Here is a 25,061-nt window from a genome sequence, read left to right as displayed (position 1 = left end):
TGTAACGGGGTCAGAAGTCGTACGGCTTCTCGGTGTTCCAGTTGGTGACCTCGGCGGTGTCCCAGGTGAATTCCGAGGGCGCGCCCTTCCCGTCGAAGGCCTCGTTGTCGTAGCCCGGACCGCTGTCGCCGGTCTGGTCGCGCAGGGCGAGGGAGAGCTTCGAGGAGGTGTGGGTCTGGTCACCGTCGGCGAAGAGGGCGACGGCGGAGTAGACCTTGCCGCCGGGCTTGATGGTGACCTCGGCCGTGCCGCCGTCGGCGTCCTTCGAGGTGTGGGGCAGGGCGTCGGTCGTGTCCCCGAGCATGACGGACGGGTACGAGGTGACCCAGCAGGGCTTGGTGCCGGCGTTCACGGCGGTGATGAGGAGGTGCTCGCCCTGTTCCGCCGGGAAGCGGTGCAGTACGGAGTACGACATCTCATCGCCCTTGCACGGCTGGGCAGTTGCGGCAGCGGCTCCGGAGCCCTGGCCGCTGTCGGCTTGGACGGTGCCACCGGAAGTCTCGGCTGATGCTTCCCCGGAGTCCTGCGAGCCCTTCGACCCGTCGACGGTGGTGCCCGCGCTCTTGCCGCTGTCGGCCTTGGCTCCGTCCGAGCCGCTGTCGCTGCCGCCACAGGCGGTGAGGGACAGGGCGAGGGCGGTGGCGGCTGCGGCGAGGACGGTGGCGCGGATTCGGTTGGTACGCATTGTGAGGTTCCCCCGTGCGGTGGTCTGGGTCTCCGCGGCGGTGTCCTCCGCGGTGAACACCACACTGCCGGGGCCCGCTGGCGTCCCACTCACGTCGGGCTGACGTCCCGCTAACGTGCCCCTCCGTGGCTGCGATGCGAACGTCGGGACCGTCGTGTGGCGATGAAGGCCACGTCGGCCATGACGAGCAGGATGGCGATGAACAGGAGATAGAGCATGCCCTCCACCACCGCGCCGACAAGTCCCAGGATGACGGCCACGAGAAGCAGGAACAGGAAGATCGCCATTGCGAGCACCTCCTCTGGCAAGCGGCTCGGGGCGGTCAGCGGCGCGCGAGCTTCCGTTCGCCGTGGGCGCCGGGCTGGTAGGCCATCTCGTAGTGCTTGAAGATCGCTTCTTCCTGCTCGGCGGGCAGGATGTCATCAGTGCCGATGGCCGGCGCCTTCTTCACGACTGCCTTGGCATGCGCGACCTTGACGTAGCCGGGTCCCACGATCGCCTCGTCGAGAGGAACGAAGACCAGGCGCCGGCGGGTGGGCAAGCCGGTGAGGACGGTGGCCATGGCCGGTTCGTCGGTAGCGGTGTTCACGTAGATCGCTTCCAGCGAGCCGATCCTGTGTCCTTTTGGGTCGACGACGTCGCAGTCGCGCCACTCGCGGATTTCGGCTGAATGGATCATGCCCCGCTCCCTGCGGTGCGACGAGGGTGACCCAACGACCCCGGCAGAGTCACGCCGGGGCCGCCCTTCCGGGCGCTGCACGTGAGAGTGCACCGACCCATTCATCATGGTATGCCCCTGGCGCTTCTCCGGCACCGGTGATGTTTCGCGGCGGTATGGGCCACCTGGGGCCCGCGCTGCGTATCGCCGACACTCGCACCGGCCGCCTCGTGGAGATCCCCTCCGCACACCGCCACCTGCTGCGCATCTGCGTCCACCTGCCGGTCATCGACACCGGGATCGGCGCGGTGCATGTGCGGGCGCCCCTGGTCGGTGACGTACTGGCACGCACTGCGGAGCTGCATGGGCTGCAGTCCATCACGGTCCTCGCTACGCCAGACCTGCCGCCTGAGCCGGCCCAGACGCGGCCGCTGCCGACCTGCACGTGCTCGCGTACGGCACCTCCGTGCAGGACGCCGTCGGCGGGTTCCGGATCGACGTGGGCCAGGTCAGCCCGGCACCCCCGGACGCATTCGCCCCGGAGGGGACCGACCCGCTGGCTGTGAGGATGCTGTTGCTCGGCCACGCCTACCGCACGCCGGTCACGGTCACCAGCGCCGCGCTCGCCGAGGCCCGGCGAATGCTGAGGCACTGGCGGCAGCAGGTGGCCGACTGGGCGCAGGAGCCGTCCAGGCCGATCCCCGCCGACGTGCTGCGCGGGCTCAGCCGCGCTCTTCCTCCTCGGCCTCCATGCGGCGGATTCCCTCGTGCGTGAGGGTGACCATCGCGGGCGTGTTGCCCGGTTCCCAGTCGACGGTGATCAGCCCCTCGCCCGCCAGGTAGGTGCAGGCGGCGGCCAGGTCCTGTTCCGGTACGTGGAGGTCGCGTCGCAGCTGTGCTCCGGTGATGCCGAGGAGGCGGTTGCCTTCGACGGCTTCGTACAGGACCTGGAGCACTTGGTCGCGGTAGGTCTTACGTTCACGCAGTGTGGCCATGACCGCGTCCTTTCCCGTGCGGTAGTGGGCTCCGGGGCCCGTGGGGGCTCTCAGATCCCGTCGGAGCGGGCGGGGCCGGCGGGTGTTGCCGTGTGCTTCACGTTGGCGTGTTCCCTTCGGAGTGGGCGGAGAGGTCGGCATCCGCGCGGTGGGCTCGACGTCTGGTGTCGTCCGGCAGGCCGGGAGGTCTCGGCAGGGGGTCGCTGAAGTGGTGGGCCGCGATCCGTGCGTCGTGCTGCGCGTTGAGCAGGTGGATCAGGTGCATTCCCATACCGGTCACCAGGATCATCACCGCGATGAGGAATGGTCTCCATGGAGCTCACCTCCAGCCGTTCCCGGGAAGTGGGAGGGTGCTTCGGTCGATCGGATTCCCGAAGGGGGACATGCAGGCTCCGCCTTCGCTCTCCCAGCCGGCTTCCTGGCGCTGGGCGTCGCGGATGCCGCGCCCGATGGCGGCTTCGTTGGCCATCAGGACGCTCGCGGTGAGGAGGCTGCCGGGGGTCGCGGCGGCGGCCATCAGCCGGGCCGCGGCGGCGGGCTCGGTCTCGGGCGGGACGACGAGAAGGTCCCAGCGGCCCACGGTGTAGGACAGCAGGATCAGCTTGTCGGGGTCCTGTTCGGTGAACCAGCCCACGTGCAGCGTGTGCCCGGCCACGGCAATCGTGTGCGGGATGACGGGCCAGCGGGTGGGGTTCACGGTGACGCGGGTGATGCGCCCCCAGGGCTCTTCCAGGGCGGCGGCCAGCGCGGGGAGCTCGGTTTCGAGGTCACGGGAACGGGGCCACCAGGCGCCGTCCAGCTGGCCTGCGAGAGCGGTCTTGGGCGTAAGGGACAGGCGCGCCGGAACGGCGGGAGCGCCCACGCGGGGCTCGGCGCGGCCAAGGGTCGTAGTCATGTCGCGGACCCGTCCCCGGGCCGTTCGCGAACGGCCCGGTGCAGTGATCGCCGGAAACGACGTCCGCAGCGGAGCGGGTGTGCGAAATACTCCCGGTTCCTTCACCGTACTCCGGTTCGAGGTCCTGGAAGCAGGTTCTGACCAGGTATTTTCCAGCTGCGACGGTTCGGTTGGAGAGTGCTTCACTGCGGGGGCGGACGGAGTGCGGACGGAGTAGCGTGAAACGACGGAGGCACTTCCCCGCTCAAGAGCCTTCCGAGCTCAAGAGCCTTCCGACGCCGCTGCCGGTCGGCCGGACGGGGTGCCGCCGCACCGCGAGACAGGCGGACCCATCATGGCCGCATCCGACACCCCCGTCCCCGTCCCTCTGAAGCTCCTCCCGGACGCGATCCACCAAGCCGTCAAGCCCGGCCCCACCCTGCTTCGGCTGGAGACCACACAGTCCCGCCAAGGGGTCCTCGACGGCGCCTGGTGGCCGCGCTCCCGGGACCTCACGGCCGAGCTGCCCGCCCTGATCACGGCACTGACCGGGCACCTCGGGCCCATCACGCGGGTCGGTCTGGACGCCACCGCCTGGCAGGACATCCCTACCCGCTTGGTCATCGACGACCAGGTCGTGCACCTCGACTCCGACCCGGTCGGCGACGACACCGTGCTCATCACCCGCGGCCACAACGACCACTTCACCCTGCTGGTGGTTCCCCCGGACACCACAGCCGACGCCGCCCGCGACGCGATGGCCCGCGCCGTCCGCGCCGACAACATCGCCCAGGCCGCCCAGATCCTCATCGCCCCCACCACCGCCCCTGCGGACGAGTAGCCCCTCGTTGCTCGTGCAGAGGTGCGGGGTCTGCTGTGGGGGAGGGAGGATGGGAGTCACGGGCAGCAAAGGCGAGGGCAGAAGCAGGCCCGGGACGCCTGGCGCGGGCAGCGGGTGGAACGCGGGCAGCGGGTGGAAGGAGTCCCGGGATGCGCGCAACCGAATCCTTCCCGGCCCACCCAAGCCAGCCGTCGGAGGGTGATTCGCCCGAGCCCGGGGGGCTACTGGATGTCCTGAAGGTCGCGGCCGTGGTGCTCGACGCGGACGGGCGGATCACGTTGTGGAGCCCGCAGGCCGAGGAACTGTTCGGATACACCGCAGATGAGGCTCTCGGCCGGTTCGCGGGCCGGCTGCTGGTCCACGAGCAGCACCTGGAGCTGGTGGTCGAGCTGTTCGCGCGGGTCATGGCGGGCGGGGGGAGCTGGGCCGGCGTGTTTCCCGTGCGGCACAAGGATGGCGGCACGCGGCTGCTGGAGTTCCGGAACATGCGCCTTGAGGACGGCCGGAAAGGTGTCTATGCCCTGAGCCTGGCTACCGACCAGGCGACGTTGCGGCGGGTGGAGCGGGATCTGGCGCTGTCCACTCGGCTGATCTCGCAGTCCCCGATCGGGCTGGCGGTGGTAGACACCGATCTGCGGTACGTAGCCGTCAATCCGGCGCTGGAACGCATCAACGGCCTGCCGGCTGCCGAGCATGTCGGCCGGAACGTCCGTGAGGCATTGCCCTTTTTGGACGTCGAGGCCATCGAGTCCGCGATGTGTGAGGTTCTGGCCGACGGAATTCCGATCCTTGACCGTGAGTCCACGGGGCGCACCCCGGCCGACCCGGACCGTGAGCATGTGTGGTCGGTGTCCTTCTATCGGCTGGAGGCTTCCAACGGGAAGGTGCTCGGCGTCGCGACGTCCGTCGTCGACGTCAGTGAGCGGCATCGCGCCAAGGCCGAGGCCGCCGGGGCCCGGCAGCGCCTCGCGGTCGTAGCCGAGGCCTCCCTGCGCATCGGGACCACGCTCGACCTCGACCAGACCGCCCGCGAACTCGCCGAGGTCTCAGTGCCGGAACTGGCCGACGTGGCCGCGGTGGACGTGCTCGACAGCATCCTGCACAGCCGTGCGGCCGTTGCCGTCCACGAAGGGTCAGCGGTATTCAGGGCCCTGGCCGTGGCTGCCGCGTACCCCACAGACGCGGTGCGTGCGGCCGATCCGCCGGGTGAGGTGGCACGCTACGAAGCCGACCGATTGGTCACCCGGTGTGTGAACACCGGCCGCCCGGTCCGGGTGCCCCACGTGGACGACGATGACCTGATCCGCATCGCCCGCAGTCCCGAAGCCGTCAGAATGCTGGCCGCCGCGGGACTCCACTCCTACCTGGCCGTGCCGCTCATCGCCCGCGGCGAGGTCCTCGGTGCCCTCGACCTCAAGCGCCTGCGCAATCCGGAACCGTTCACCGCCGACGATGAGGTCCTGGCCGGCGAGCTGGCCGCGCGCGCCGCCGTGTGCGTCGACAACGCACGCTGGTACCAGCAGGCACGCAACACCGCCCTCACCCTCCAGCGCAGCCTTCTGCCGCAGCAGCCACCGGACCCGCCCGGCCTTGAGATCGCCTACCGCTATCAGCCCGCCCAAGCGGCGGACGAGGTCGGCGGCGACTGGTTCGACGTCATCCCCCTGACGGGGGACAAGACCGCCCTCGTCGTCGGCGACGTCATGGGCAGCGGCATCAGCGCCGCCGCAACGATGGGCCAGCTCCGCACCGCCACCCGCACACTGGCCGAACTCGACCTCGACCCCGCCCAGGTACTGCGTCACCTCGACCGCCTGACCGACCCCATGGGGCAGACCATCACGACCTGCGTCTACGCCGTCTATGACCCCCACCACACCCGATGCCTCATCTCCAACGCGGGGCACATGCCCCCCGTGTTGATGCGTCGCGGACGGCCTCCCGAACTATGGGAACTGCCCACCGGAGTCCCTCTCGGCGTCGGCGACGTCCTCTTCCACACCACCACGTTCGATCTGCACCCGGGCGACCAACTGGCCCTCTACACCGATGGCTTGGTCGAAACGCGCGACCAGGCCATCGACGAACGCCTGAACGCTCTCCTTGCCCTCCTCGCAAAGCCGCCGCGATCCCTGGAGGAGACCTGCGACATGCTCCTCCACGCACTGCGCCACCCCGGCGATCACGACGACGTCGCCCTGCTCATCGCCCGGGTCAAGACCTGACACTCCCGCGGCCGGGCTCTGGGCGTGTGGGCGAGTGGTGCTCTGGTCAGAGCGTCTCGTCGTGCAGGTCTTCTTCGCGCAGCAGGTCGTCCTCGCGGCGGCGCGAGGTCTCCTCCTGGCCCTGCTTCTGGCCTTGCTTCTGTGCCTGCTCGCGGGACGCCTTGCCCGGCCGGGGGTGCGCGGGGTCTCCGGGGCGATGATGCTCCTGCGCCTCGCGGCCCTGTCCCGGCTCCTTGCGCTTGTCCTGCTCACCGCCCATGACGGCGACTCCTCTTGATGCGTGGGGTACGGATTCCTCTCGGACGACGCTGACACGCACAGTGACGGTCTGCATCATGTCGACTCCGAGGCGAGGCACACGGGTGACGTCCGTGCCTGATGTGGCGGAGTCGGAAGGCGGGCCGTCCCCTCAGCGCCGGGGATGGGGCAGCAGCCCGGTGCCCGCACCCTGCGGCCGCGCAAAGACGGGAAGCGGGCCGTCGCGATCGAACTGCCGAGCGAGAGCGCGCATTCCCTCCGGTACCTGGCCGCCGGTGATTACTGGTTCAACGACGAGAGCGCCGGCGATCAGGACGGCCCCAACAGCCGTCTGCACACCTGATGGACCCAGCGGCGTGACCTGGCACCGGCTGGCGCGGCACGTCGGCCTCACCATGAAAGACGACTGACGGCAGCCGCTCGACATCGAGTAGCGCCCCGGGGCTCAACCTGACGCTTCACGAGGGCACGACGGTTCTGGCGATGATCGCGGCCTCGGTGGCGGCGATGCCGAGGAGGCCGAGTACGTCGGCGGGCCTACCGCCTCGCCAACGACGTCGACGCCCATCTGGACCAGGAGGCCTGGAGAGCAGAGACCTAGCCCGTCACGTGGGCTGCGCGCTCGCGGAGCTCCTGAGCCTCCGGGACTCCGTTGTAGCGGCGCAGGCGTACGCGCATGTCTTGGAGGGCGAGCAGGCGTCGCACACCGCCGCCAACGACGAGGTGCTGCACGGCGTCTGTCCCGGCCGGGTGGAGCTGCTGACCATCCACCCGCGCTATGAGCTTGGGAATCACCCGGCACTTGAGGTCCGCATAGCCGGTGACCTGGGGAAACGTGCTCAGGCGGCCTTCTCCGCGCGGTACTTGGCACGCCCCTGTTGACCGCTGTTCACCGCCTCTACTGGCACGTTGTGGCACGGCCTTCCGCGCTGGCAGCGGCCACCGGCGGCTTCGGGGGCCGGAACCTGCTCCCGTAGTCCTACGAGCGGGACGGCCAGAACTGTTCGAGCTTCCCCTGGTGGAAGAGCTCCGGGCTGACGCTCAGGTCTCCGGCGAAGGGACGGTCGAGAACCACCACGAGGAGCAGGCTGAATCCGATCAGCGCAGCGACCGCTGCGACGAACATCAGCTGCATCTTCCGGCTCCGCGTGCCGTAGAGGAAGGTCATCGGGAGGATCACGAGCGCGCCGCCGAAGACGAGCACCTGGAGGAGCAGCGGCAGTTCCTGGCCGGCGATCGTGAGCCGGGCCCGGCGCTGGGTGGCCATGTCGTCGAGACTGTCGGCCGCCTCCGCGTAGTAGGTCTTCTGCGCTTCTGTGACGGGTTCGTAGCTCTGAAGGGCGTCGTAGATTCCTTGCATCTGCTCCCCCGAGGAGAGGGTCATCCCGCCGGCCCGCATGTTCGCCCACTGCACTTCCACCACGTGGTGGAGGTAGCGGCCGACGGCCTCTTTGACGTGGGTCTGCGCCTGTTCGGGGAACGCGCCCACATCGCGCACGATCACCGCGGCATCCGTGGCCTCGGCGGCGACCACCGCCTGGGTGGTCTCCAGCTGCGTCCACAGGGTCACGATCACAAAGGCGAGGATGATCCCGTAGATCGCGCCGAACATGCCGAGCACCACGCCGACCATCTCGTTGTGCTCACCCTCGGCCAGCCTCGGAAACCGGCGGCGGACCAGCAGGCTTCCTGCCACCGTCAGAAGGACGGTGCCGCCGACGATCAACAGGGTCAGTGCGAGGGTGCTGAGGTGGTTGAGCAGCCACAGGGCCACGGTGCGTCTCCCGGGTCGGAGTCCAGTGGGGCCGGCCGCGAGCCTAGGCACCTCGCGGCCGCCGCCCGGGGCCGTCACGCCTCAGGTCGTGATCATCACCCCCATTGGGGGTCCGGTTCCTCCGGTTGCCCGGGCAGGCGGTGGGTGTCCGCCGGCAGGCCGAGAGGCTCGGCCTGCCGGCTGTGCGTCCATCGCGGCGAGCTGCTCCCGCACGCAGGTCGGGGTCGGGGAAGTTGACGTAGGGTGCCGGGTTTCCAGTGGGTGCCGATGTCGATGACGAAGGTGGCCGCGCGGTGCGGGTAGGCGGTCTGGTCGGGGCGTGGTGCGGAGTTGGCGGCGCCCATGGCGAAGAGCGTGATGTAGCCGGTCGCCTGGGCGGGGCCGGGCTGCCAGGTGCGGGTCCACTCCGTCATGTGGGCGACGGTGTCGGTGGTCAGCCACCGGTCGGGGACGAGGGAGCGGGAGGCGTAGCAGTCCTTCGCACCGGGGGTTTCCATGAGGTGGTCCTGGGCCGCCCAGAAGCCGCGCTCCTCGATGAAGGTCTTGGTCGGCCGGAGTTTCAGCAGCCCGGTGAGATGCGGCGCAGGGCGTCCTCGGGGCCCAGGCGCTGGCCGAGCACCCATACCGCGGTGGTGCCGTCGCCGGCGTGCTTGAAGCCGATGCGTACGTCGAGGTCGCCCGAGGCGTCGGTGTCGAGGAGATGCTGGAGCTCGTCGGCCACGGCAGGTCCGGCGGTGAGGGGGAAGGAGAGGTCGAAGACGGTGGCGCGCTGCCGGTCGACGGGTACGGCGTCGAAGACGAAGGCGGTGTTGATGCCGAAGTTGCCGCCCGCCCCGCCGCGGCACGCCCAGAACAGGTCCGCGTTCTCATCCTCGGTGGCGCGTACCAGGGTGCCGTCGGCGAGGACGACACGGGTCTCGGTGAGCCGGTCGCAGGTCAGGCCCCACTTGCGGTCGTTGAAGCCGAGGCCGCCGCCGAGGGTGAGGCCGGCGACACCGACGCCCGCGCGGCTCCACGTCGTGCATCGGCCGGAGGCTGAGGACCAAGCCGGGCGTGGTGGAGTGGCCGGCGTAGTTGTGGCCGCCGGAGCGGGGTACGAACGGCACCTGGTGCTCGGCGCACCAGTGGACCGCGGTTCGTACGTCGTCCTCGGTGGCGCAGGCGAGGATCCCGGCCGGGCGGACGTCGGCGTACCGCTGGTTGTCGGCCGTCGCCTGGGAGGCGTAGTCCTGGTGGCCGGGCCGGTACAGCCGTGCGGCCGGGCTCAGTTTCCGGCGCAGCTCGCGCCATGCGGCCGGTTCGGCGGCCTGATCCGTACGGGACGGCGCGGCGGCCGCGGCCGGGCGGCCGGCGTATCCCAGAGGCAGCGCGGCCCCGTCGGCGGCGAGCGCACCGGAGCGCAGGACGGCTCGACGAGTGGGAGGCATGATGGGCCTCGTTCCAGCGGTGGTCTGCGGGACGGCCCCGCATCGCGTCGTTCCAGAGTGAGCCGCCACAGGTAGACCGACCTGCCCTGACACTCCGGACGCGTGCATGGTTCACGCAAACGCCCGCCTCATCCCCTTGCCCGTCAGGGCCGAGAGGCGCTGGTGACCGAGGAGAACCCCGCCCTGCGTGAGCGTCCCGTCGGCGACGACGCCGATGAGCAGTACACCCCGCCCGGCGGTGGCGCGGCCCGGCTGCCGCAGCGGGCGGTGTCCCAGACCCCGGTCGTCATCGACATGAGCTTGGGAAGCTCAGTGATCTACGGCCGATTGCTCGCCGTCAACTGATCCGCCGGGCCAGGGAAGCCGCATGGGTTTTCCTCGCCAGTGACTTCGCCACCGTGGCCGCGGTGAGTGAGCAGGAGTATCAGTACGAGTTCTTCGTGGCACGCCTCTGAGGCGTCAGGGAAAGGTGGGTTTCCGCGCGTACCCCGACCGGGTCGTACTCTTCAAATTCCCTTGTAGGAATGGTGGTTGGAGAGGATGCTCTGCCTCACGGCGGACTCTGTCCGCTTCGGGGGAAGGGCTCATCATGGCCAAGCGCACGGTCATTGTTGTTCAAGTGGCCCGAGGAATTCTCTGGGTCGGTGGCGAGGCATATCCGCTGCACAACATCGCCCGGGCCACGACGATCAGGATCGAACCAGACCGCAAGGCCGCCGTGTGGCGTTTCATCAGGTACGCCGTGATCCTGGCGGTCCTGACGGTGGCCGCCTCTGCCGTGAGCGACAGGATCGAATGGCCCGGCGGTGAGTACGGCAACGAGCAGGACGTCATGCGCGGCGTGACCATCGTCGTGCTGGTCCTGGCCGCCGCCTTCACGATCCAGTTGTGCCTGGTCCTCGCGATGCGTACGTACTACGCGTTGGTCATCGAGACTTCGGGGACGCCGCGGGCCGTGCTGGTCAGCGCCGACCCGCGTGAAGTGGGCGGGCTTGTCTACCGAATCACGGATGCGATATCGAATCCGCAGGCCAACTTCCGTACCGAGATCACCAATTTCTACAACAGCCACATCGGCGACAAGATCAATCAGATCGGCGGCGTCGGTAATACGGGGAAGCGGGTGGGAAGTTGAACGGCGGCAATCACTATGGGGACTCCGTCACGCAGACCGGCGGGATGGGAAATGTCGGAATCAACAAGAATCAAGGGCCGGTCGACCCGCAGGCGGCCTTCAGGGAAATGATCCAGGCAATTCAGGTGCTGCGGGGTCAGGTATCGGCCGAGGACCGGCGCGTCATCGATGATTCCCTGGGCACCATCAGCGCCGGCGGCGACGTCGATCCCGGAACCCTGCGGCTCGCCCTGAGCGCCATCGGCGGGGTCGCGACGGTCGTCGGCGAGGTCGGGGCCCCCGTGGTCGCGGCGATCCAACGGGTCCTCGCGCTCATCGGCGGTGCCTGAACTACCTTGGGGCCATGTCCAAGCCCGAGGAGTGGCCCGCCCGCAGTCTGCTGGGGATGCTGTCACCCGCGGCACGGCAGGAACTCCTCGGTCTGGGCACCGAAGTCCGGTTCGACGCCGGTGACGTACTGCTCCGCGAGGGCATGGACGACCGGCACGTACTGCTGCTCCTGTCCGGCTTCGTCAAGGTCACCGCGAGCGTCGAGAACGGCGAGACCTCGCTCCTCGCGGTCAGGGCCGCCGGGGACACCGTCGGCGAGATGGCGGCCATGAACGGCGCCCCCCGCTCGGCCACCGTCACCGCCTGCGGTCCGGTCACCGCCCGGATACTGCGGACCGGCGAATTCCGGGAGCTGCAGCTGCGCCGCCCCGAGGTCTCCATCGCGCTGACCGGCATCGTCGCCGACCGGCTGCGCTGGGCGAACCGGCGGCGTCTCGACTTCCGCGGATATCCGGCGAAGGTGCGCCTTGTCCGGCTGTTGGTGGAGTTCGCCGCGTCCTATGGGGCTGCTCGGAGCGGGGGAGTCGTCATCGGCTGCCGGCTCACGCAGCCCGAGCTGGCCACGCTGGTCGGAGCCGCCGAGACGACCATCCACAAGGTGCTGCGCGAGCTGCGAGACGAGGGCCTGCTGGAGACCGGCTACCGCACCACCACCATCCGCGACCTGCCGAGCCTCAGGCAACTCGGGGATCTGACGGGTGAGTTGCCTTAGCGGCGCGACCGCCGGTGTCACAGCAGTGCCGGCTGCAACGTCACGCTCAGCCCCGCGCTCACACCCATCACGGCCGTGCACACCACCGCCGCCGTCAGCCAGCGGTACTTGCGTACGGCGACATGGGCGAGGAACCGCACGGTGTGCGACAACTCCCGGCGGTCCGCGGCCTCGTCGGGCCGCGCGTCCTCGGCGGTGGGCAGGATGTCGGGGCCCGATGCCAGGTGCACAAAGCTGTACCGGTTGACATCCGTGCCCCGCAGCAGCCGCGGGCTCAACGCCGCCGCCAGGCTCACCGCGCCACCGATCAGACCGCAGACGAACAGGACCAGGAGCGTCCCCGCCACCGCCGCTGCCACCCCGCCCCGCTCCCAGATCTGCACCGCTCGGCCGCTCCACGATCCCGCCGTGACGGCAAGGCCCGCCTGCGCCGCCGAGAGGATGCCTGCCTTGGCGTCCGCGTGCTGATGGGTGGTCTGCAGTGCGGTGAACATGTACTGCGCGGGGCGGTTGCCGGTGATGACCTGCCCGGTCCGTGCCATGGACGTTCCTCCGGTCGGTGAAGGTGTGCTCCCTTGCTTCCTCCAGTACGGGGCTAACTCCCGTACAGAACCAGTCACTTCTGTGGGTTCCGCAATCCGTATTTCCACAGGGTTCACCGCGGGGCGGGGGTGTACGAATGTGTGTAACCCGAGAGGTGTCATGGCAGGGAACGGTCAGGATGGGCGGGGCGGCATGGGAGAGTTCGGGCGCAGACTGCTGCTGGCGGTCGACGCGGAGGGATACGGCCGCGCCGATGTGCTGACGCAGCGCGAGTTCCAGGAGGCGATCGCGCGGCTGTCGGGGGAGGCGGCCGACGCCGCCGGGCTCGATCGCGCGCGATGGGTGACGCAGGAGGGCGGGGACTCGCTGTTCGCGGTCCTGCCGGCGGACCTGGGCGCCGCCGAGCCCGTCCTGGTCGACGCGTTCATGCGCGGCCTGGACGCAGGGCTGCGGGCCTTCAACCACAACCGGGTGCGGCAGGCCTGGCTCCGGCTGCGGGCAGCCGTCCACTTCGGCCCGGCCTCGCTGGGCGCCAATGGATTCGTCGGCTCGGCCCCGGTCGAGATCGGACGCATCCTCGACTCCACGGCCCTGCGCACCGCTCTGGCGGAGGCGTCGGACGCCTGCCTGGCGGTCGCGGTCTCGGCGGTCGTCTTCCACGACGTCGTACGCGGAGAGGCGTACACCAGCCTGCGCAGTGACGAGTTCCGGCAGGTGCGGGTCGAGGAGAAGGAGTACCGGGGAGAGGCGTGGATCTGGGTGCCGGGCGGCGGGGGCGTACGGCGGGCGGGTGCGGAGACGGGTCTGGAGGCGGGGTCGAGCCGGGAGGCGGGTCCGGGCTCGGGCCCGGAGCGGAGTCCGGACCCGGACGGGAAGCCCGGCGACGGCCCGAAGGCGGCCCCTGGCCCGCGGCCGCCCCGGCAGGCGACCGCTAAGGCTGCCGACGCCACCGACGCCACCGACGCCACCGAAGCCGACGGTGCCGACGGTACGCAGCGTGAATCCGCAGCCGCCCTACCCGCAGTCCGCGTCAAGCTCATCGCGGACGACGTCGCGGGATACGCCGCCGGCGTACGCACCGACCGGGCCGTCGGCGGCACCATCGAGAGCACCGCCGAGATCGGCCGCGTAGAGGCCGGCGGAAGCGTCGTCGGCGTCGACATCCGCACCGCCGGAGGCGAGAAGTGACCGCCGACCGCGCCCGGACGGGCGGCGGACGTGCCTTCGAGGACGTGGTCCGCGCCCGGACAGAGGCCGACTTCGTCGAGCGTCAGTGGCTGTACGACGAGATCGAGCGGGCCCTGGAGTCGGAGCGTGGCCAGTACGTCCTGGTGACGGGCGAGCCGGGAGCGGGCAAGACCAGCCTGCTCGCGGGCATGGCCAAGGCCCGTCCCGAGCGGCTGCGCTACTTCTTCCGGCGGGACAGCCGCACCGCGCTCACCGGCGGTGACATCCAGTCCTTCCTCCTGGCCATCGGGCATCAGCTCGCCCGGGTGCACCCGGATCTCTTCGAGCCGGAACGCCTCGCGGTGGCGGTCCAGCAGCACATCGACTCCGTCGAGGCCGAGGGACGCGTGGTCGGGATCAGGATCGAGGACCTGAAGGTGTCCCCGTTCCACCGCACCGCCACCCTGGAGGTGGAGCAGCGGATCGGCGCCGTCGAGGGCACGGCCGTCGGCGTCGAGATCGGCACGGCCCATCTGGAGCCCCGGCTCCTCGACCCCGACAACCTCGCGCACCTCGCGCTGATCGGGCCCGCGCAGGTCCTTGCCGCACAGGACCCCGACGCCAGGATCGTCATCCTGCTCGACGCCCTCGACGAGATCGCCGACGACGACACGACCGAGCCCAGAAAGGGGCTTCTGCGCTGGCTGGCCCGTTCCCCCGAACTGCCCGCCAACGTCAAGGTGGTCATGACGTCGCGGCCGCACTCCGGGCTGCGGCTCTTCCGCTCGGCGCGCGAGGAGCGGCTCACGGATGTCGTCATCGACGCCGGCTCGCCCCAGGTCGTGGGCGATCTCCACACGTACGCGGACCGGGTCCTTGAGACGGATGCCGTCATCGCCGCGGAGAAGGCCAGAGGCAATCTCCCGGGCAGTACGAAGCGGTACGCCGTGCGCAGGGCCGCCGGGAATTTTCTGTATCTGGCCACCTACGCGCGGGCGTTGAACGAAGCCGCCGCCGAACGGGACGAGGATCTTGTCGACCGGCTGCTCGTCTTCAACGGCGTACCGGGACGGCTGACCGGCCTCTACGGATTCTTCGTGGAGCTGGTCCGCGAGGAGCTCACGCCACGGCCCAGGGGGAGAGCAGGCGAGCCGGCCGGCTGGGAAGGGGTCGGGCTGCCGATCATCGGCACCCTCACCGTGGCGCGCGAGGCACTGACGGAGGGGCAGCTCTCCGCCCTGTCCGGTACGCCCGTAAGGGAGGCGCCCGCGCAGAAGGTCCTCGGAAGTCTGCGCTGGCTCCTTGACCGCCGTGGCGATCGGATCGCCTTCTTCCACACCTCGATCGGTGAATTCCTCGTAGGGCAGGAAGCTCGCGAGAAGCACCCGGAGTGCTGGATCGACGAGGCGAGATGGCACGAACAGATAGCGCGGCACTATCGCGACACCGCGCCGAGCTGGGCGGAGGTGGAGTGGGCTCAGGTGGATCGCTATGGCCTGGTCCATCTCGTCGCGCACGTCCTGAACGCCGGGTCGCGCGTCTCCGCCGAGGCCGTCGACCTCGTCTGCCCCGGTCTGCTGCGGGCCGTGAGAAGCGAGTTCGGGGCTGAGGCCAGGTTTCTGGAACTGGTGGACGGAATAGCCCACCACGTGGCGGATAGCGGTTCCGTCGCCACCGGGCTGTCCGTCCTGACGTATCTCGGCGTCGTACGTCACCAGGCAGCGCAAGCCAGCAATGCGCTGCCGCCCCGTGTGATCGGCCTGCTCGCCCGGACGGGACGCCTCAAGGAGGCGCTGGAGCACGCCGCCGGGATCGCGCCCTCGCTGTGGCAGTTCACGGCCTTCGAGGAGATCCTGCGGTACGCGCGTCCCGGCCCCGATGACCCCTCGTACGACGAACTGCTCGACCTGCTCGTCGAGTGCGCGCTGACGATTCCGCTGAGCGGCACCGGCGACCTCCGTGACTTCGACGCACGGGGAGCGATCGGGTCGGCCGCACGGCTCCTCGCCCCGCACGACCTCGAACGCGCCCTGCGGCTCTGGCGGTACGGACAGGAGATGTCGCCGCGGCGGGATTCCGGCACCAAGCCGGACCAGGAGCCGGACGCCGTGTACCGCGCCGCCGCATTCGCCGCCGCCGGACAGGACATGGACAAGGCCCGCACCCTCGTCGACCGGATCGGCGGCGAGCGCTGGGCGGACTACCTGGACCTGGCCGATCGCGCCGACGACCCGGCAACGGCTCTCAAGCTGATGCGCGCGGCCGAGGCGTCGCTGCAGGGCGTGGACGCGGCGAACCGCCTTCTGGCCCTGGCGAGACTGGCCGCGGTGTGGGCGAACCACGATCCGGACACCTGCCGGTGGTTCCTCGCGGAGGTGCGTGCTCAGGTCTTCGAAGCCGGTGAGGAGGACAGGCTCAGGTTCAGCTTCGCCGGTCAACTGGTCAAGTCGGCAGGGGTGTTGGCGGACGTGGACCGGTCCACCGCACGCCTTCTGCTCGCCCGCCTGGACACGGAGGTGGTCAACGGCCATATGGACCGCGCCGCCCTGGACGGGGCGGGGCTGTGGATCCGTTGGGGGGCGCCCGAGCGGGCGCGGGCCCTCGTCGACCGGTACCGCGCGTGGGCGAGCGGCGACTGGGTGCAGCTCGACGTCATGCGAGCCCTCGGGCAGTCGAGCCCGGAGGAGGAACTGCGGATCATCGAGCGCGTCCATGCCGCCGTCCCGGCGCCGCCCGCCGATCCACGGGCGTACGGATGGCGCAGCCGCGAGCGTGACGACGACCTGGCCGGGGTGGCGCAGCGGATGGCCGGGCACGACCTCGGCCGGGCGGCAGAGATGGCACGGGGGATAGCCCGGACCGACTGGGAACGCGGCGGCATCGCAGGGACCACGAGCACGGAGCGGGAGGTCGTCGGTCGGGACCGGTACTCGCTCCTCGCGGACATCGCCCACGTCCACGTCGCCCGAGGCGAGAGCGCCAAGGCCGCCGCGCTCCTGGAAGAGATGCTGAGGAGCGGGGAGCGGCCCGTACCGCTCGGTGGCGGCGGCGGTGACGGTGCGACCTTCGTGAGTTCCTCGCCCGAGTCGCTCGAACCGGCTCCCAGGCACGATCTGGAACGGGTGAACATCCACGGCTTCACGGCCCTGTTCAACCTGAGCCATGACTGGGCCGCCCGTGCGCGGGCCCACTTCTACCGCGATCCGGCCGATGTCGTCCGCGCCGTCGAGATCGGCTCGTACAGCAGCACGGCCCGAGTGATGCGCCGCCTCGCGGTGCGCCTCGCACAGCGGGACCTCGCCCGTGCGGGCGCCCTCGTCCGCGCCATCGCGGACCCCGGAGAGCGGGCCATCGGCTTCGCCGACCTGCACCGGGCCGCGCACGGCCCCGGCAGCGCGTCCCACCACGGCCCCGATGCGGAGGCGTTCTCCAAGGAGATCGATCGCGCGCTCAGCGAACTGCCGCGCTACCGGTGGACGGTTCCCCTCGGGGATGACGCGGACAAGAAGGCATGGGCGTACGTGCGCCCCGACCACCGTGTCTGCTTCGAGCTCGCGGTGCGCGCCCTGGGCTGCCGGGAATCGGACATGCTGGCCGTCGAGGAGCTGCCCTACCTGTCCTTCGCCCATCTGCACTCCAGGCGCGCATGGGCGTCCGAGGTGTATGCCGCCGACGTGATCGAGGGGAGGCGCCCCCCGCAGATCTTCGGCGAGCTCCATCTCCAGAACCTCTGCCCCGTAGGAGAGCTGAACCAGGCCGACGAGATGGCCAAGAGCGCGGCGGCCGCGGCCGCGCACCACGAGCACCGGATCGTCCGCGAGGTGCCGGGACACGCCTTCCGCCCGGCGGGCGTGCGCATCGACGACCCGATCTACGCCGCCGCGATCGACCTGGTGACACCCGCTCCCGGAGCGCCCCTCAGCCCGGCGTTCGTGCGGCGGCTGCGGGACATGCTGGACTCCGGGCCACTGCCCGCGGCGGCCGAACTGCTCGCCTTCGGCGCGGAAGTCAGGCCGGAGAACCGGAACGAACTCCTGGAGCTGGCCGCCGAGGTCGTGGCGAAGGCCGGGGACGGTTCCGCGATCGGCCTTGACGCACTGGCCGCGCTCGCGGCCTCTCCCGGCCTCGGCGACCTGGTGGACCCCGTCGGTCTGCTGCGCGAAGCCGAACGCTGCGAGTTCGCCTGGCCGGGCGAGACGTGGATCCCCCGGGATGCCACCGCCCGCCTGTTCCCCGCCCTGCTCGAGCGCGCACCGGCGGTCGCGCTGCGCAAGTTCTACGAAGTCACCTCGACGAACTGGTCCTTCGCCATGGCGCTCCTCGAACATGTCCCGGACGCCCTGCTCGACGCATGGGACGCCGACGCGGGCGCCACCCTCGGCGCGGCCGTCGCCCGCGGGCTCGCCTGCACATCCCCGCGGGGCGCGGCACCCGAAGTCGTGGACGGCGTACGCCTAGGGCAACTTGCCGCCACCGGCCCCGCGGACCGGAGGCGGGCGTCATGACGCATCCCGTCGACCCCGCGGTGCGGCAGGCGCACGCGGACGTCATCGGCCTGTTCCGCGAGAATCCGGCCGACGGTCCCGCCGAACTGGCAGCCGTATGCCGCGCGGCCAGGGATCGGCTCGCGGCGCTCCCGCCCCTCGACGATCGAGATCCGCGCACTTGGAGCTCGTACGCACTGATCACGAAGGACGTACAGACGCTCATCGGCTACCTGAGCGAGGCGGGCGTACCGAGCAGCGAGCCGGAGCGCTTCCGCGCGTTGCTGATCCGGGTCCTGTGCTACCTCTACGAGGCCGACGACGCGGCGCCCGGCATCCTCCTGGCGGAGATCGTCCACCGCGACTGGGAGGCCAGGATCGGAGAGACGCACCCTGACACCCTCAGGGCCTTGGAACGACTGGCCGCGTGCCTGTTCGCGGGGGGCGACGCAAAGAAGGCCCGGCCCCTCTTCGAGCGGGTGCTGTTCCTGCGGTCGAGGACCTTCGGCGACGACGATCCCGGCACCCTCCTCGCGGCGTGCAACGTGGGCGCGTGCATCACCCAACTCGGTGATGACCGGGCGGCGTTGCGGATGAACGACGACACCGTACGGCGATGTGAGCGATGCCTCGGCAAGGACCACGAGACGACGATCCTGGCCAGTGGAAACCTCGCGAGCAGCCTGCTCCGGCTCGGCGAACTCCGCAAGGCGCTGGCCCGCTTCCGGGACATCCACAAGCGGCGCCGACGGACAGCGGGCGAGAACTCCCTGCTGACGCTGGGCGCCGAGGTCAACGTAGCCATGACCCTCGACAAGCTCGGCGACCACGAGGCGGCCCGCGCCATCAACGCGGCCCTGCTGCCGAAATTCGAGAGCGCGGCAGGGAAGGACCACTCGACCACCAAGCGCACGCGCGGTCGTCTGGAGGCGAACCTGCGGGCGCTGGGGAGGGACGAGGAGGCCGACGAGGTGAACGGAGGAATCCCGAAGTTCTGATCCCTATGACCCCTCTGACCTCTCCGGCGCTCGCCCCGCCACCGCTGCCTGCGCCCGTCAGGCGGGGAGCCGCTCAAGCAGCGCCGCGAAGTCCGTGCCGGGCGGCAGCGTTCCGAAGGCAAGGCCCCGGTCGCCGGCGAGGCGCGATGCGCAGAACGCGTCGGCGACGGCGGGCGGTGCGTGCCGGACCAGGAGCGAGCCCTGGAGGACGAGTGCGGCCCGTTCGATGACGCGGCGGGCGCGCAGGGGTGCGTCCTCGGTGAGGACGAGTTCGCCCTGCAGCGCGCGCCAGGCCGTGTCGAGGCGCTGGTCGGCGCCGGACGCCGCCTCGATCTCCGTACGGAAGGCTTCGAGGGACTCGGGTTCGCGGGCCAACGCCCGCAGCATGTCGAGGGCGTTGACGTTGCCGGACCCCTCCCAGATGCCGTTGAGCGGGGCCTCACGATAAAGCCGCGGCATACCTGACGCCTCGTCATACCCATTACCGCCGAGGCATTCCAGGGTCTCGGCGACGAAGGCGGGCTGCCGCTTGCACACCCAGTACTTGGAGACGGCGGTGGCAAGGCGCAGGAACGCGCGCTCGCCGGTGTCCCCGCGCTGGGCCCGGTCGGCGGCACCGGCGAGGCGCAGGCCGAGCGTGGTGGCGGCCTCCGACTCCAGGCCGAGGTCGGCGAGCACGTTGCGCATCAGCGGCTGGTCGATGAGCTTGGCGCCGAACACCGAGCGGTGCCGGGTGTGGTGCGCGGCCTGTGCGAGGGCCTCGCGGATGTGCCCGGCAGATCCGAGGACACAGTCCAGACGCGTCATCGTCACCATGTCGATGATGGTGCGTACGCCCTTGCCCTCGTGGCCGACGAGCCAGGCCACCGTGTCGTCGAACTCCGGCTCGCTGCTCGCGTTGGAGCGATTACCGAGCTTGTCCTTGAGCCGCTGGATGCGGAACGTGTTGCGGCTGCCGTCGGGCAGCAAGCGCGGGACCAGGAAGCAGGAAAGCCCGCCGGGTGCCTGCGCGAGCACGAGGAACAAGTCATTCATCGGCGCGCTGGTGAACCACTTGTGCCCGCGCAACCGCCATGTCCCGTCGGCCTGTTCGACGGCGGCCGTCGTGTTCGCGCGGACGTCCGTGCCGCCCTGCTTCTCCGTCATGCCCATCCCGGCGAGCAGGCCGCGCTTGCCGGCGGGGGTGCGCAGACCGGGGTCGTAGACCCTGCTGGTGAGCAGGGGCTCGTACACCTTGGCGAGGTCGGGGGCACGCCGCAGGGCGGGGACGACGGCGTACGTCATGGAGACCGGGCACATGTGGCCCTGCTCCAGCATGGTCGCCACCATGAAGGTCGCGGCGCGCGCCACATGCGCGCCGGGACGCTCGTCCGCCCAGGCCGTACCGGCGGCGCCCGCGCCGACCGTGGCCTCCATCAGCGAGTGGTACGCGGGATGGAAGTCGACCTCATCTATCCGATTGCCGTAGCGGTCATGCGTCCGCAGCTCGGGCTCATGGCGGTTGGCCTGATCCGCCCAGGCACGCGCCTCCGCGCTTCCGGCGAACCGCCCGAAACGGTGCAGCTCGTCGAGATGCCACCCGGCGCCTTCCCTGCGCACGCCCTCAAGGAGAACCGGGTCGTCGGCGGGGTCGTGCCCGGTCAACGGCGGCGCCTGGTTGGCCACTTCGTGGGTCACGGCGGTGGGGCGACTGGTCACGGGCATCGGATCTCCTCCGGGGCGGCGGGGTGGGATCGGGTGGTGGGGCAGTCGGTTGGGTCAGTCGGCCGTGGCGGCGCCCGCGCAGCGCAAGGCCGTGGCGGTGAGTTCGGTGAGCAGTTCGTCGGTGGCCTTCTCGTCCGGGGTGCCGAGCGGGTCGACGAGGACCTCGCCGATCGCGCCGGTGAGCGCGGCCGCGGTGATCTCGCCGTCCTGGGCGGGCAGTTGGCCGCTTGCCATGCCCTCCCGCACCACCTCGGCCCACAGCGCGCGGTAGCGGCGGCGGAAGTCGAGGCGCTCGGCGCCGACCGCCGGTTCGGCGGGGGCGGCGAGCAGGGCGTAGGCGAGGCCGCGGTTCTCCAGGGCGCGCCGTGCGAACACCTCGACGCCGCGGACGAGGCGCTCGACCGGGTCGCCGGGGCCGTGCAGCACTTCGCCGAGCACCTCCACCTCGCGTCCCGCGGCCCGCCGGAACACCTCGACGGCGAGTGCGGCCTTGGACGGGAAGTGCTGGTAGACCGAGCCGGCCGCGATGCCGGCCGAGTCGGCGACGGCGGTCACGGACGCCTGTGACCAGCCCACCTCGGCGACGACGGAGGTGGCGCAGGCGATCAGGTGCTCCCGGGCGGCTTCGAGCCGACGGAGCTCGGCAGGGGTCTTGCGGTAGGCCATGCAAGGAGTGAACCAGCATTCAGAATTTCCCGCCAGGGGGCCGGTCGCACCGGCTCTGCGGTGTCGGCGCACGGGGCAGACCAAGGGGCAAAGCAGCGACTCCGCCCCCACAATTCGCCCGCACGGTCCGCCCCCACATGCGGTACGCCGCCACCACCCCGACGCTCGGACCATGCGCACCCGTACCCGTCCGCAGTGGCGGCCCTCCTGCACCAGCAGGACCGCACCCCGGACCAGATCATGAAGGCCATCCGCGGCACGGCGAAGAACCCGGCCGGCCTCGCCAAGCTGGGCCTCGGCGTCGTCGACACGAAGGCCGCTGCTGCTGCCCTCGGCAAGGACTGACCGGCAGCGGCATGAACTATCCCGGAACCCTCATCCTGATCATGGCCGTCGCCGTGCTCGCACCGCTCCTCGCGCACGGCGCGGGCCGCTGGGTACGCATCCCCCTGGTCATCTTCGAGATCGTGCTCGGCATCCTCATCGGCCCCGACGTACTCGGCTGGGCGCATCAGGACGAGATCGTCGAGGTGCTCTCGGAGCTCGGCCTCTCCATGCTCATCTTCCTTGCCGGGTACGAGATCGAGTTCGCGGCGATCCGCGGCGACACCCTGCGCCGCTCCGTCTGGGCCTGGGGGTTCTCGCTCGCCCTCGGCCTCGGCATCGCCCTGGCCCTCTCCGGCCTGGACCTCTCCAAGAGCGTGGTCATCGGCACCGCGCTCACCAGCACGGCCCTCGGCACCGTCCTGCCGATCCTGCGCGACAGCGGCGATCTGCGCGGCCGCTTCGGCACCGTGATGATGGCCTTCGGCGCGGTCGGCGAGTTCGGGCCGATCATCGCCATGGCGGTGCTGCTCAGCGGCCGCGACCCGGGAGTGTCCACCGTGGTCCTCGCCGCCTTCGCGCTCATCACGGCGGCGGCGATCTACTGGGCCCTTCGCCCCCACCCGCCGTGGTTCGCCCAGATCATCCGTACGACGCTGCACACCAGCGGCCAGTTCGCCGTCCGCTTCGTGATGCTGCTGCTCGTCGCGATGCTCGCTCTGTCGCACGCGTTCGGCCTCGACGTGCTGCTCGGCGCGTTCGCCGCGGGTCTGCTGACCCGGCTCGTCTTCCAGGGGGCCGCCCCCGAGAGCGGCGATGAGGTACTCGGCAAGGTGGAGGCGATGGGATTCGGCTTCCTGGTCCCGCTGTTCTTCATCGTCACCGGCATCAACTTCGACCTCGCCTCATTGCTCGACGGCGGCCGCGCCCTCCTGCTGCTCCCGGTCTTCCTGCTCCTGTTCCTCGTCGTACGAGGCCTTCCGGCGTACGCACTTGCACCGCGCGACCTGAATCCGGCCGACCGCAGGGCGCTGGCCCTGTACTCCTCGACCTGTCTGCCGCTCGTCGTGGCCATCACCACGATCGGCCTGGACGAGAAGGTCCTGGAGAAGGGCGAGGCGGCCGCCCTGGTGGGCGCCGCCATGGTCTCCGTCCTGGTCTTCCCGCTGCTCGCCCTGCGGGTACGCGCCAAGGAGCGCAAGGCGCCGATGCCGGAGGGGCCTGCTTCGGAGTCGGAGGCGTGGTGAGGCTGTCAGGTCAGGCGAGCAGTTTCTGCTTGGCCGCCTGGAACTCGTCCTCGCTGAGGGCGCCCTTCTCCTTCAGATCGGCGAGCTTGGCCAGCTCGTCGACATGGCTCGCCTTGCCGTCGCCCTCGGCACTGCCGGCCGCCTTGCGGACGTAGTCCTTGAAGGCCGCTTCCGATGCCTTGGCCTGCTCGACGTCTCTGCGGCCCATGCCCTTGCCGCGGGCAATGATGTAGACCAGCACGCCCAGATACGGCAGCACGATGCAGAAGACCAGCCAGAGCGCCTTCCACCAGCCGTTCAGTTCCTGGTCCCGGAAGATGTCGGCGACGACCTTGAACAGCAGGAAGAGCCACATGATCCAGAGGAAGAACCAGAGCATGGTCAGGAACACGTCGAGGAGCGGGTAATCATCCATGTCTAAATTTTCCCGCTGATCACCTGTTTCGTCCTGTTGGTGATACATGTGCGGGCTGGTCTGTGCTTATCCGTGTTTATCAGTGCTTGTACGGGCTTATGCGGGCCGCACGAATGGCGCGCCACCTCACCGTGGCCTTATCTGGATCTGTTGCTTCCGGATCACGGTGAGTGAGGACAGGTGCAGGTGCCATGACCGATGCCGACGCAGATGCCGATGCCGCCGACGACGGCCCGCTGTCCGCCGCCGAACGGGCCGAGCTCGCCGAACTGCGCACCAGGCTCAGCGCGGTGGAGGCCCGTGCCGCACAGCCCAGGAAGCACCACACCCGGTCGTTCTTCGCCGTCGTACTCATCACCGTGGCGGCCGTGCTCGCACCGCTCGGCGTCGTCGCCGTATGGGCGAACGACATCGTCGGGGACACGGACCGCTACGTGGCGACCGTCGCCCCTTTGGCCTCGGACCCCGACGTACAAGCCGGTGTGACCAAACGGGTGACGGACGCGGTGATGGAGCGGGTGGACGTGGAGCTGCTCCTCCAGCAGGTCGCCCCGGCCGACCGCCCCCGCCTCGAAGCCGCGCTCGGCAGGCTCGAAGGTCCCCTCACCAGCGGCCTTCGCGGCCTCGTCGAGTCGGTGACCGCCCGCTTCGTCAGCAGCGACGCCTTCGACACCCTGTGGACGGAACTCAACCGCCGGGTCCACCAGACGGTGGACGAAGCCCTCACCGGCAGCGGCGACGGCGCGGTGCAGCTGAAGGGCGACGAGGTCACCGTCGATCTGGCGCCCGTCGTGGAGCGGGTCAAGGACCGCCTGGTCGACAGCGGACTGACGGTCGCGTCGAAAATCCCCGAGGTGCACACCGACTTCACGGTCATGACCTCCGACCAGATCGGCAGGGCGAAGACCGGCTTCCGCCTCCTGCAGCTCATGGGCGCCTGGCTCCCGGTCATTGCGGTCGTCCTGGCGGCCGGCGGCGTCCTGCTCGCCGTACGCCGCCGCAGAGCACTGATCACCGCGGCCCTGGCCGTCGCCGTCGCGGTCGGCATCCTCGGCATCGGCCTCGCCGTCTTCCGCGCGTTCTACCTGGACGCCGTGCCCGCCTCGATCAGCCGCCCGGCCGCGGGCTCGGTCTACGACGCCCTCACCCGCTTCCTGCGCTACACCGTCCGCGCCGTCGTCACCCTGGGCGCGCTCGTCGCCCTCGGGAGCTGGCTGAGCGGCCCCGGCAAGTGGGCGGTCAAGGCGCGCACCATGTGGCGCTCGGGAATCGGCGCCGTACGCGGGGCGTCCGGCGTATGGACAGGTCCCGTCGGACCGTGGGTCCACGCCCACAAGACCTGGCTGAACTGGGCGGTGGTCCTCCTCACGGCCCTCGCCTTCGCCCTGTGGGACCACCCGACGGGCATGGTCACCTTCTGGCTGGCCCTGGGTCTGCTGGCACTGCTCGCCGTCATCGAGTTCCTCGACCCGGAGGCCGAGGCCCCACTCGCCGCGCCCCCGCACCAGGACAACAAGGAAGCCCCACCCCAACCTGATTCGACCTGATGCGATCTGACTCGATCTGACCACCTACGACCGCCCGCTCCCCCTGCGTCAG

28 protein-coding genes and 1 pseudogene are annotated in these 25,061 nt (G+C 70.3%); 14 read left to right on the top strand and 15 right to left on the bottom strand.

What is annotated here, in order from left to right; genetic code table 11:
• Positions 1 to 10: 10 nt before the first annotated feature.
• The 6 genes from AB0G47_RS27820 to AB0G47_RS27795 all read right to left on the bottom strand — a co-directional run bounded on the left by AB0G47_RS27820 (position 11) and on the right by AB0G47_RS27795 (position 3,233).
• Entirely contained in the window at positions 11 to 685 is a 675-nt protein-coding gene (locus AB0G47_RS27820) for a DUF4232 domain-containing protein (RefSeq protein ID WP_360775351.1), read from the bottom strand.
• Positions 686 to 795: 110 nt separating this feature from the next.
• On the bottom strand, positions 796 to 972 hold the full coding sequence (locus AB0G47_RS27815; protein WP_360775348.1) for a hypothetical protein: 177 nt from the start codon (positions 970 to 972) through the stop codon (positions 796 to 798).
• Between the two features lie 35 nt (positions 973 to 1,007).
• Positions 1,008 to 1,364: a PRC-barrel domain-containing protein gene (locus AB0G47_RS27810; protein ID WP_360775345.1), complete on the bottom strand. Its 357-nt coding sequence runs from the start codon at positions 1,362 to 1,364 to the stop codon at positions 1,008 to 1,010.
• Positions 1,365 to 2,065: 701 nt separating this feature from the next.
• The gene (locus AB0G47_RS27805; RefSeq protein ID WP_360775342.1) at positions 2,066 to 2,338 is read right to left on the bottom strand and encodes a hypothetical protein; all 273 of its coding nucleotides are present in this window, start codon (positions 2,336 to 2,338) and stop codon (positions 2,066 to 2,068) included.
• Between the two features lie 97 nt (positions 2,339 to 2,435).
• Positions 2,436 to 2,609, bottom strand: a complete 174-nt coding sequence (locus AB0G47_RS27800; protein ID WP_360775339.1) for a hypothetical protein — start codon at positions 2,607 to 2,609, stop codon at positions 2,436 to 2,438.
• Between the two features lie 48 nt (positions 2,610 to 2,657).
• Positions 2,658 to 3,233: a DUF5994 family protein gene (locus AB0G47_RS27795; protein ID WP_360775337.1), complete on the bottom strand. Its 576-nt coding sequence runs from the start codon at positions 3,231 to 3,233 to the stop codon at positions 2,658 to 2,660.
• A 334-nt stretch (positions 3,234 to 3,567) separates the two neighbouring features.
• Here AB0G47_RS27795 and AB0G47_RS27790 point away from each other — a divergent pair, with 334 nt between their 5' ends.
• Together AB0G47_RS27790 and AB0G47_RS27785 are read left to right on the top strand one after the other, a co-directional pair.
• Complete coding sequence (locus tag AB0G47_RS27790; RefSeq protein ID WP_360775334.1) at positions 3,568 to 4,053, top strand: DUF5994 family protein; 486 nt, start codon at positions 3,568 to 3,570, stop codon at positions 4,051 to 4,053.
• 149 nt (positions 4,054 to 4,202) lie between these two features.
• Positions 4,203 to 6,278, top strand: a complete 2,076-nt coding sequence (locus AB0G47_RS27785; protein ID WP_360775332.1) for a SpoIIE family protein phosphatase — start codon at positions 4,203 to 4,205, stop codon at positions 6,276 to 6,278.
• Between the two features lie 46 nt (positions 6,279 to 6,324).
• Here AB0G47_RS27785 and AB0G47_RS27780 read toward each other — a convergent pair whose 3' ends face one another.
• Positions 6,325 to 6,537: a hypothetical protein gene (locus AB0G47_RS27780; RefSeq protein WP_360775329.1), complete on the bottom strand. Its 213-nt coding sequence runs from the start codon at positions 6,535 to 6,537 to the stop codon at positions 6,325 to 6,327.
• Between the two features lie 162 nt (positions 6,538 to 6,699).
• Between AB0G47_RS27780 and AB0G47_RS27775 the strand changes: the two genes are divergently transcribed.
• Positions 6,700 to 6,879 carry a hypothetical protein gene (locus tag AB0G47_RS27775; protein WP_360775326.1) on the top strand — a complete coding sequence of 60 codons (180 nt, stop codon included), beginning with the start codon at positions 6,700 to 6,702 and terminating at the stop codon, positions 6,877 to 6,879.
• Between the two features lie 338 nt (positions 6,880 to 7,217).
• A complete protein-coding gene (locus AB0G47_RS27770; protein WP_360775323.1) occupies positions 7,218 to 7,418 on the top strand; it encodes a hypothetical protein in 201 nt (66 codons plus the stop codon).
• Between the two features lie 97 nt (positions 7,419 to 7,515).
• On the opposite strand, the gene AB0G47_RS27765 is transcribed toward AB0G47_RS27770, so the two are convergent.
• From AB0G47_RS27765 to AB0G47_RS27750, 4 genes and pseudogenes are all read right to left on the bottom strand, one after another.
• Positions 7,516 to 8,310 carry a DUF4239 domain-containing protein gene (locus AB0G47_RS27765; RefSeq protein WP_360775321.1) on the bottom strand — a complete coding sequence of 265 codons (795 nt, stop codon included), beginning with the start codon at positions 8,308 to 8,310 and terminating at the stop codon, positions 7,516 to 7,518.
• Between the two features lie 95 nt (positions 8,311 to 8,405).
• The gene (locus AB0G47_RS27760; RefSeq protein WP_360775319.1) at positions 8,406 to 8,807 is read right to left on the bottom strand and encodes a hypothetical protein; all 402 of its coding nucleotides are present in this window, start codon (positions 8,805 to 8,807) and stop codon (positions 8,406 to 8,408) included.
• A 62-nt stretch (positions 8,808 to 8,869) separates the two neighbouring features.
• Complete coding sequence (locus AB0G47_RS27755; protein WP_360775316.1) at positions 8,870 to 9,031, bottom strand: hypothetical protein; 162 nt, start codon at positions 9,029 to 9,031, stop codon at positions 8,870 to 8,872.
• A 352-nt stretch (positions 9,032 to 9,383) separates the two neighbouring features.
• Positions 9,384 to 9,737: pseudogene (locus AB0G47_RS27750) on the bottom strand (FAD-binding protein); the annotation flags it as partial.
• A 162-nt stretch (positions 9,738 to 9,899) separates the two neighbouring features.
• Here AB0G47_RS27750 and AB0G47_RS27745 point away from each other — a divergent pair.
• The 4 genes from AB0G47_RS27745 (at position 9,900) to AB0G47_RS27730 (ending at position 11,914) form a co-directional block, all read left to right on the top strand.
• A complete protein-coding gene (locus AB0G47_RS27745) occupies positions 9,900 to 10,082 on the top strand; it encodes a hypothetical protein (protein WP_360775313.1) in 183 nt (60 codons plus the stop codon).
• A 244-nt stretch (positions 10,083 to 10,326) separates the two neighbouring features.
• Positions 10,327 to 10,872 (top strand): DUF6232 family protein, encoded by a 546-nt coding sequence (locus AB0G47_RS27740; RefSeq protein ID WP_360775310.1) that lies wholly within the window; start codon positions 10,327 to 10,329, stop codon positions 10,870 to 10,872.
• Positions 10,869 to 11,201, top strand: a complete 333-nt coding sequence (locus tag AB0G47_RS27735) for a hypothetical protein (protein ID WP_360775307.1) — start codon at positions 10,869 to 10,871, stop codon at positions 11,199 to 11,201. Before AB0G47_RS27740 ends, AB0G47_RS27735 begins: the two co-directional genes overlap by 4 nt.
• Before the next feature lie 14 nt (positions 11,202 to 11,215).
• Positions 11,216 to 11,914 carry a Crp/Fnr family transcriptional regulator gene (locus tag AB0G47_RS27730; RefSeq protein WP_360775304.1) on the top strand — a complete coding sequence of 233 codons (699 nt, stop codon included), beginning with the start codon at positions 11,216 to 11,218 and terminating at the stop codon, positions 11,912 to 11,914.
• Positions 11,915 to 11,931: 17 nt separating this feature from the next.
• On the opposite strand, the gene AB0G47_RS27725 is transcribed toward AB0G47_RS27730, so the two are convergent.
• The gene (locus AB0G47_RS27725; RefSeq protein WP_360775301.1) at positions 11,932 to 12,456 is read right to left on the bottom strand and encodes a Pycsar system effector family protein; all 525 of its coding nucleotides are present in this window, start codon (positions 12,454 to 12,456) and stop codon (positions 11,932 to 11,934) included.
• A gap of 193 nt (positions 12,457 to 12,649) precedes the next feature.
• Here AB0G47_RS27725 and AB0G47_RS27720 point away from each other — a divergent pair, with 193 nt between their 5' ends.
• From AB0G47_RS27720 to AB0G47_RS27710, 3 genes are read left to right on the top strand one after another with little or no spacing between them, the layout of a single operon-like run.
• Positions 12,650 to 13,645, top strand: coding sequence for a hypothetical protein (locus tag AB0G47_RS27720; RefSeq protein WP_360775298.1), 996 nt, complete (start codon positions 12,650 to 12,652; stop codon positions 13,643 to 13,645).
• The gene (locus tag AB0G47_RS27715) at positions 13,642 to 18,129 is read left to right on the top strand and encodes a hypothetical protein (RefSeq protein ID WP_360775295.1); all 4,488 of its coding nucleotides are present in this window, start codon (positions 13,642 to 13,644) and stop codon (positions 18,127 to 18,129) included. Before AB0G47_RS27720 ends, AB0G47_RS27715 begins: the two co-directional genes overlap by 4 nt.
• Complete coding sequence (locus AB0G47_RS27710) at positions 18,126 to 19,106, top strand: tetratricopeptide repeat protein (protein WP_360775293.1); 981 nt, start codon at positions 18,126 to 18,128, stop codon at positions 19,104 to 19,106. Before AB0G47_RS27715 ends, AB0G47_RS27710 begins: the two co-directional genes overlap by 4 nt.
• A gap of 57 nt (positions 19,107 to 19,163) precedes the next feature.
• Here AB0G47_RS27710 and AB0G47_RS27705 read toward each other — a convergent pair whose 3' ends face one another.
• Complete coding sequence (locus AB0G47_RS27705; RefSeq protein ID WP_360775290.1) at positions 19,164 to 20,810, bottom strand: acyl-CoA dehydrogenase family protein; 1,647 nt, start codon at positions 20,808 to 20,810, stop codon at positions 19,164 to 19,166.
• A 54-nt stretch (positions 20,811 to 20,864) separates the two neighbouring features.
• Positions 20,865 to 21,476, bottom strand: coding sequence for a TetR/AcrR family transcriptional regulator (locus tag AB0G47_RS27700; RefSeq protein WP_360775287.1), 612 nt, complete (start codon positions 21,474 to 21,476; stop codon positions 20,865 to 20,867).
• Positions 21,477 to 21,671: 195 nt separating this feature from the next.
• On the opposite strand from AB0G47_RS27700, the gene AB0G47_RS27695 reads away from it, so the two are divergent.
• Entirely contained in the window at positions 21,672 to 21,821 is a 150-nt protein-coding gene (locus AB0G47_RS27695; protein ID WP_360775284.1) for a hypothetical protein, read from the top strand.
• Positions 21,822 to 21,832: 11 nt separating this feature from the next.
• On the top strand, positions 21,833 to 23,047 hold the full coding sequence (locus AB0G47_RS27690; RefSeq protein WP_360775281.1) for a cation:proton antiporter: 1,215 nt from the start codon (positions 21,833 to 21,835) through the stop codon (positions 23,045 to 23,047).
• A gap of 10 nt (positions 23,048 to 23,057) precedes the next feature.
• Here the strand turns inward: AB0G47_RS27690 and AB0G47_RS27685 are convergent, their stop codons facing one another.
• Positions 23,058 to 23,462: an SHOCT domain-containing protein gene (locus AB0G47_RS27685; RefSeq protein WP_360775278.1), complete on the bottom strand. Its 405-nt coding sequence runs from the start codon at positions 23,460 to 23,462 to the stop codon at positions 23,058 to 23,060.
• Between the two features lie 191 nt (positions 23,463 to 23,653).
• Here AB0G47_RS27685 and AB0G47_RS27680 point away from each other — a divergent pair, with 191 nt between their 5' ends.
• Complete coding sequence (locus AB0G47_RS27680; protein ID WP_360775275.1) at positions 23,654 to 25,009, top strand: hypothetical protein; 1,356 nt, start codon at positions 23,654 to 23,656, stop codon at positions 25,007 to 25,009.
• Positions 25,010 to 25,061: the final 52 nt, after the last annotated feature.

Source organism: Streptomyces sp. NPDC021622, assembly GCF_040640795.1.
Lineage (GTDB): Bacteria > Actinomycetota > Actinomycetes > Streptomycetales > Streptomycetaceae > Streptomyces.
This window is presented reverse-complemented; position numbering and strand designations above follow the sequence as displayed.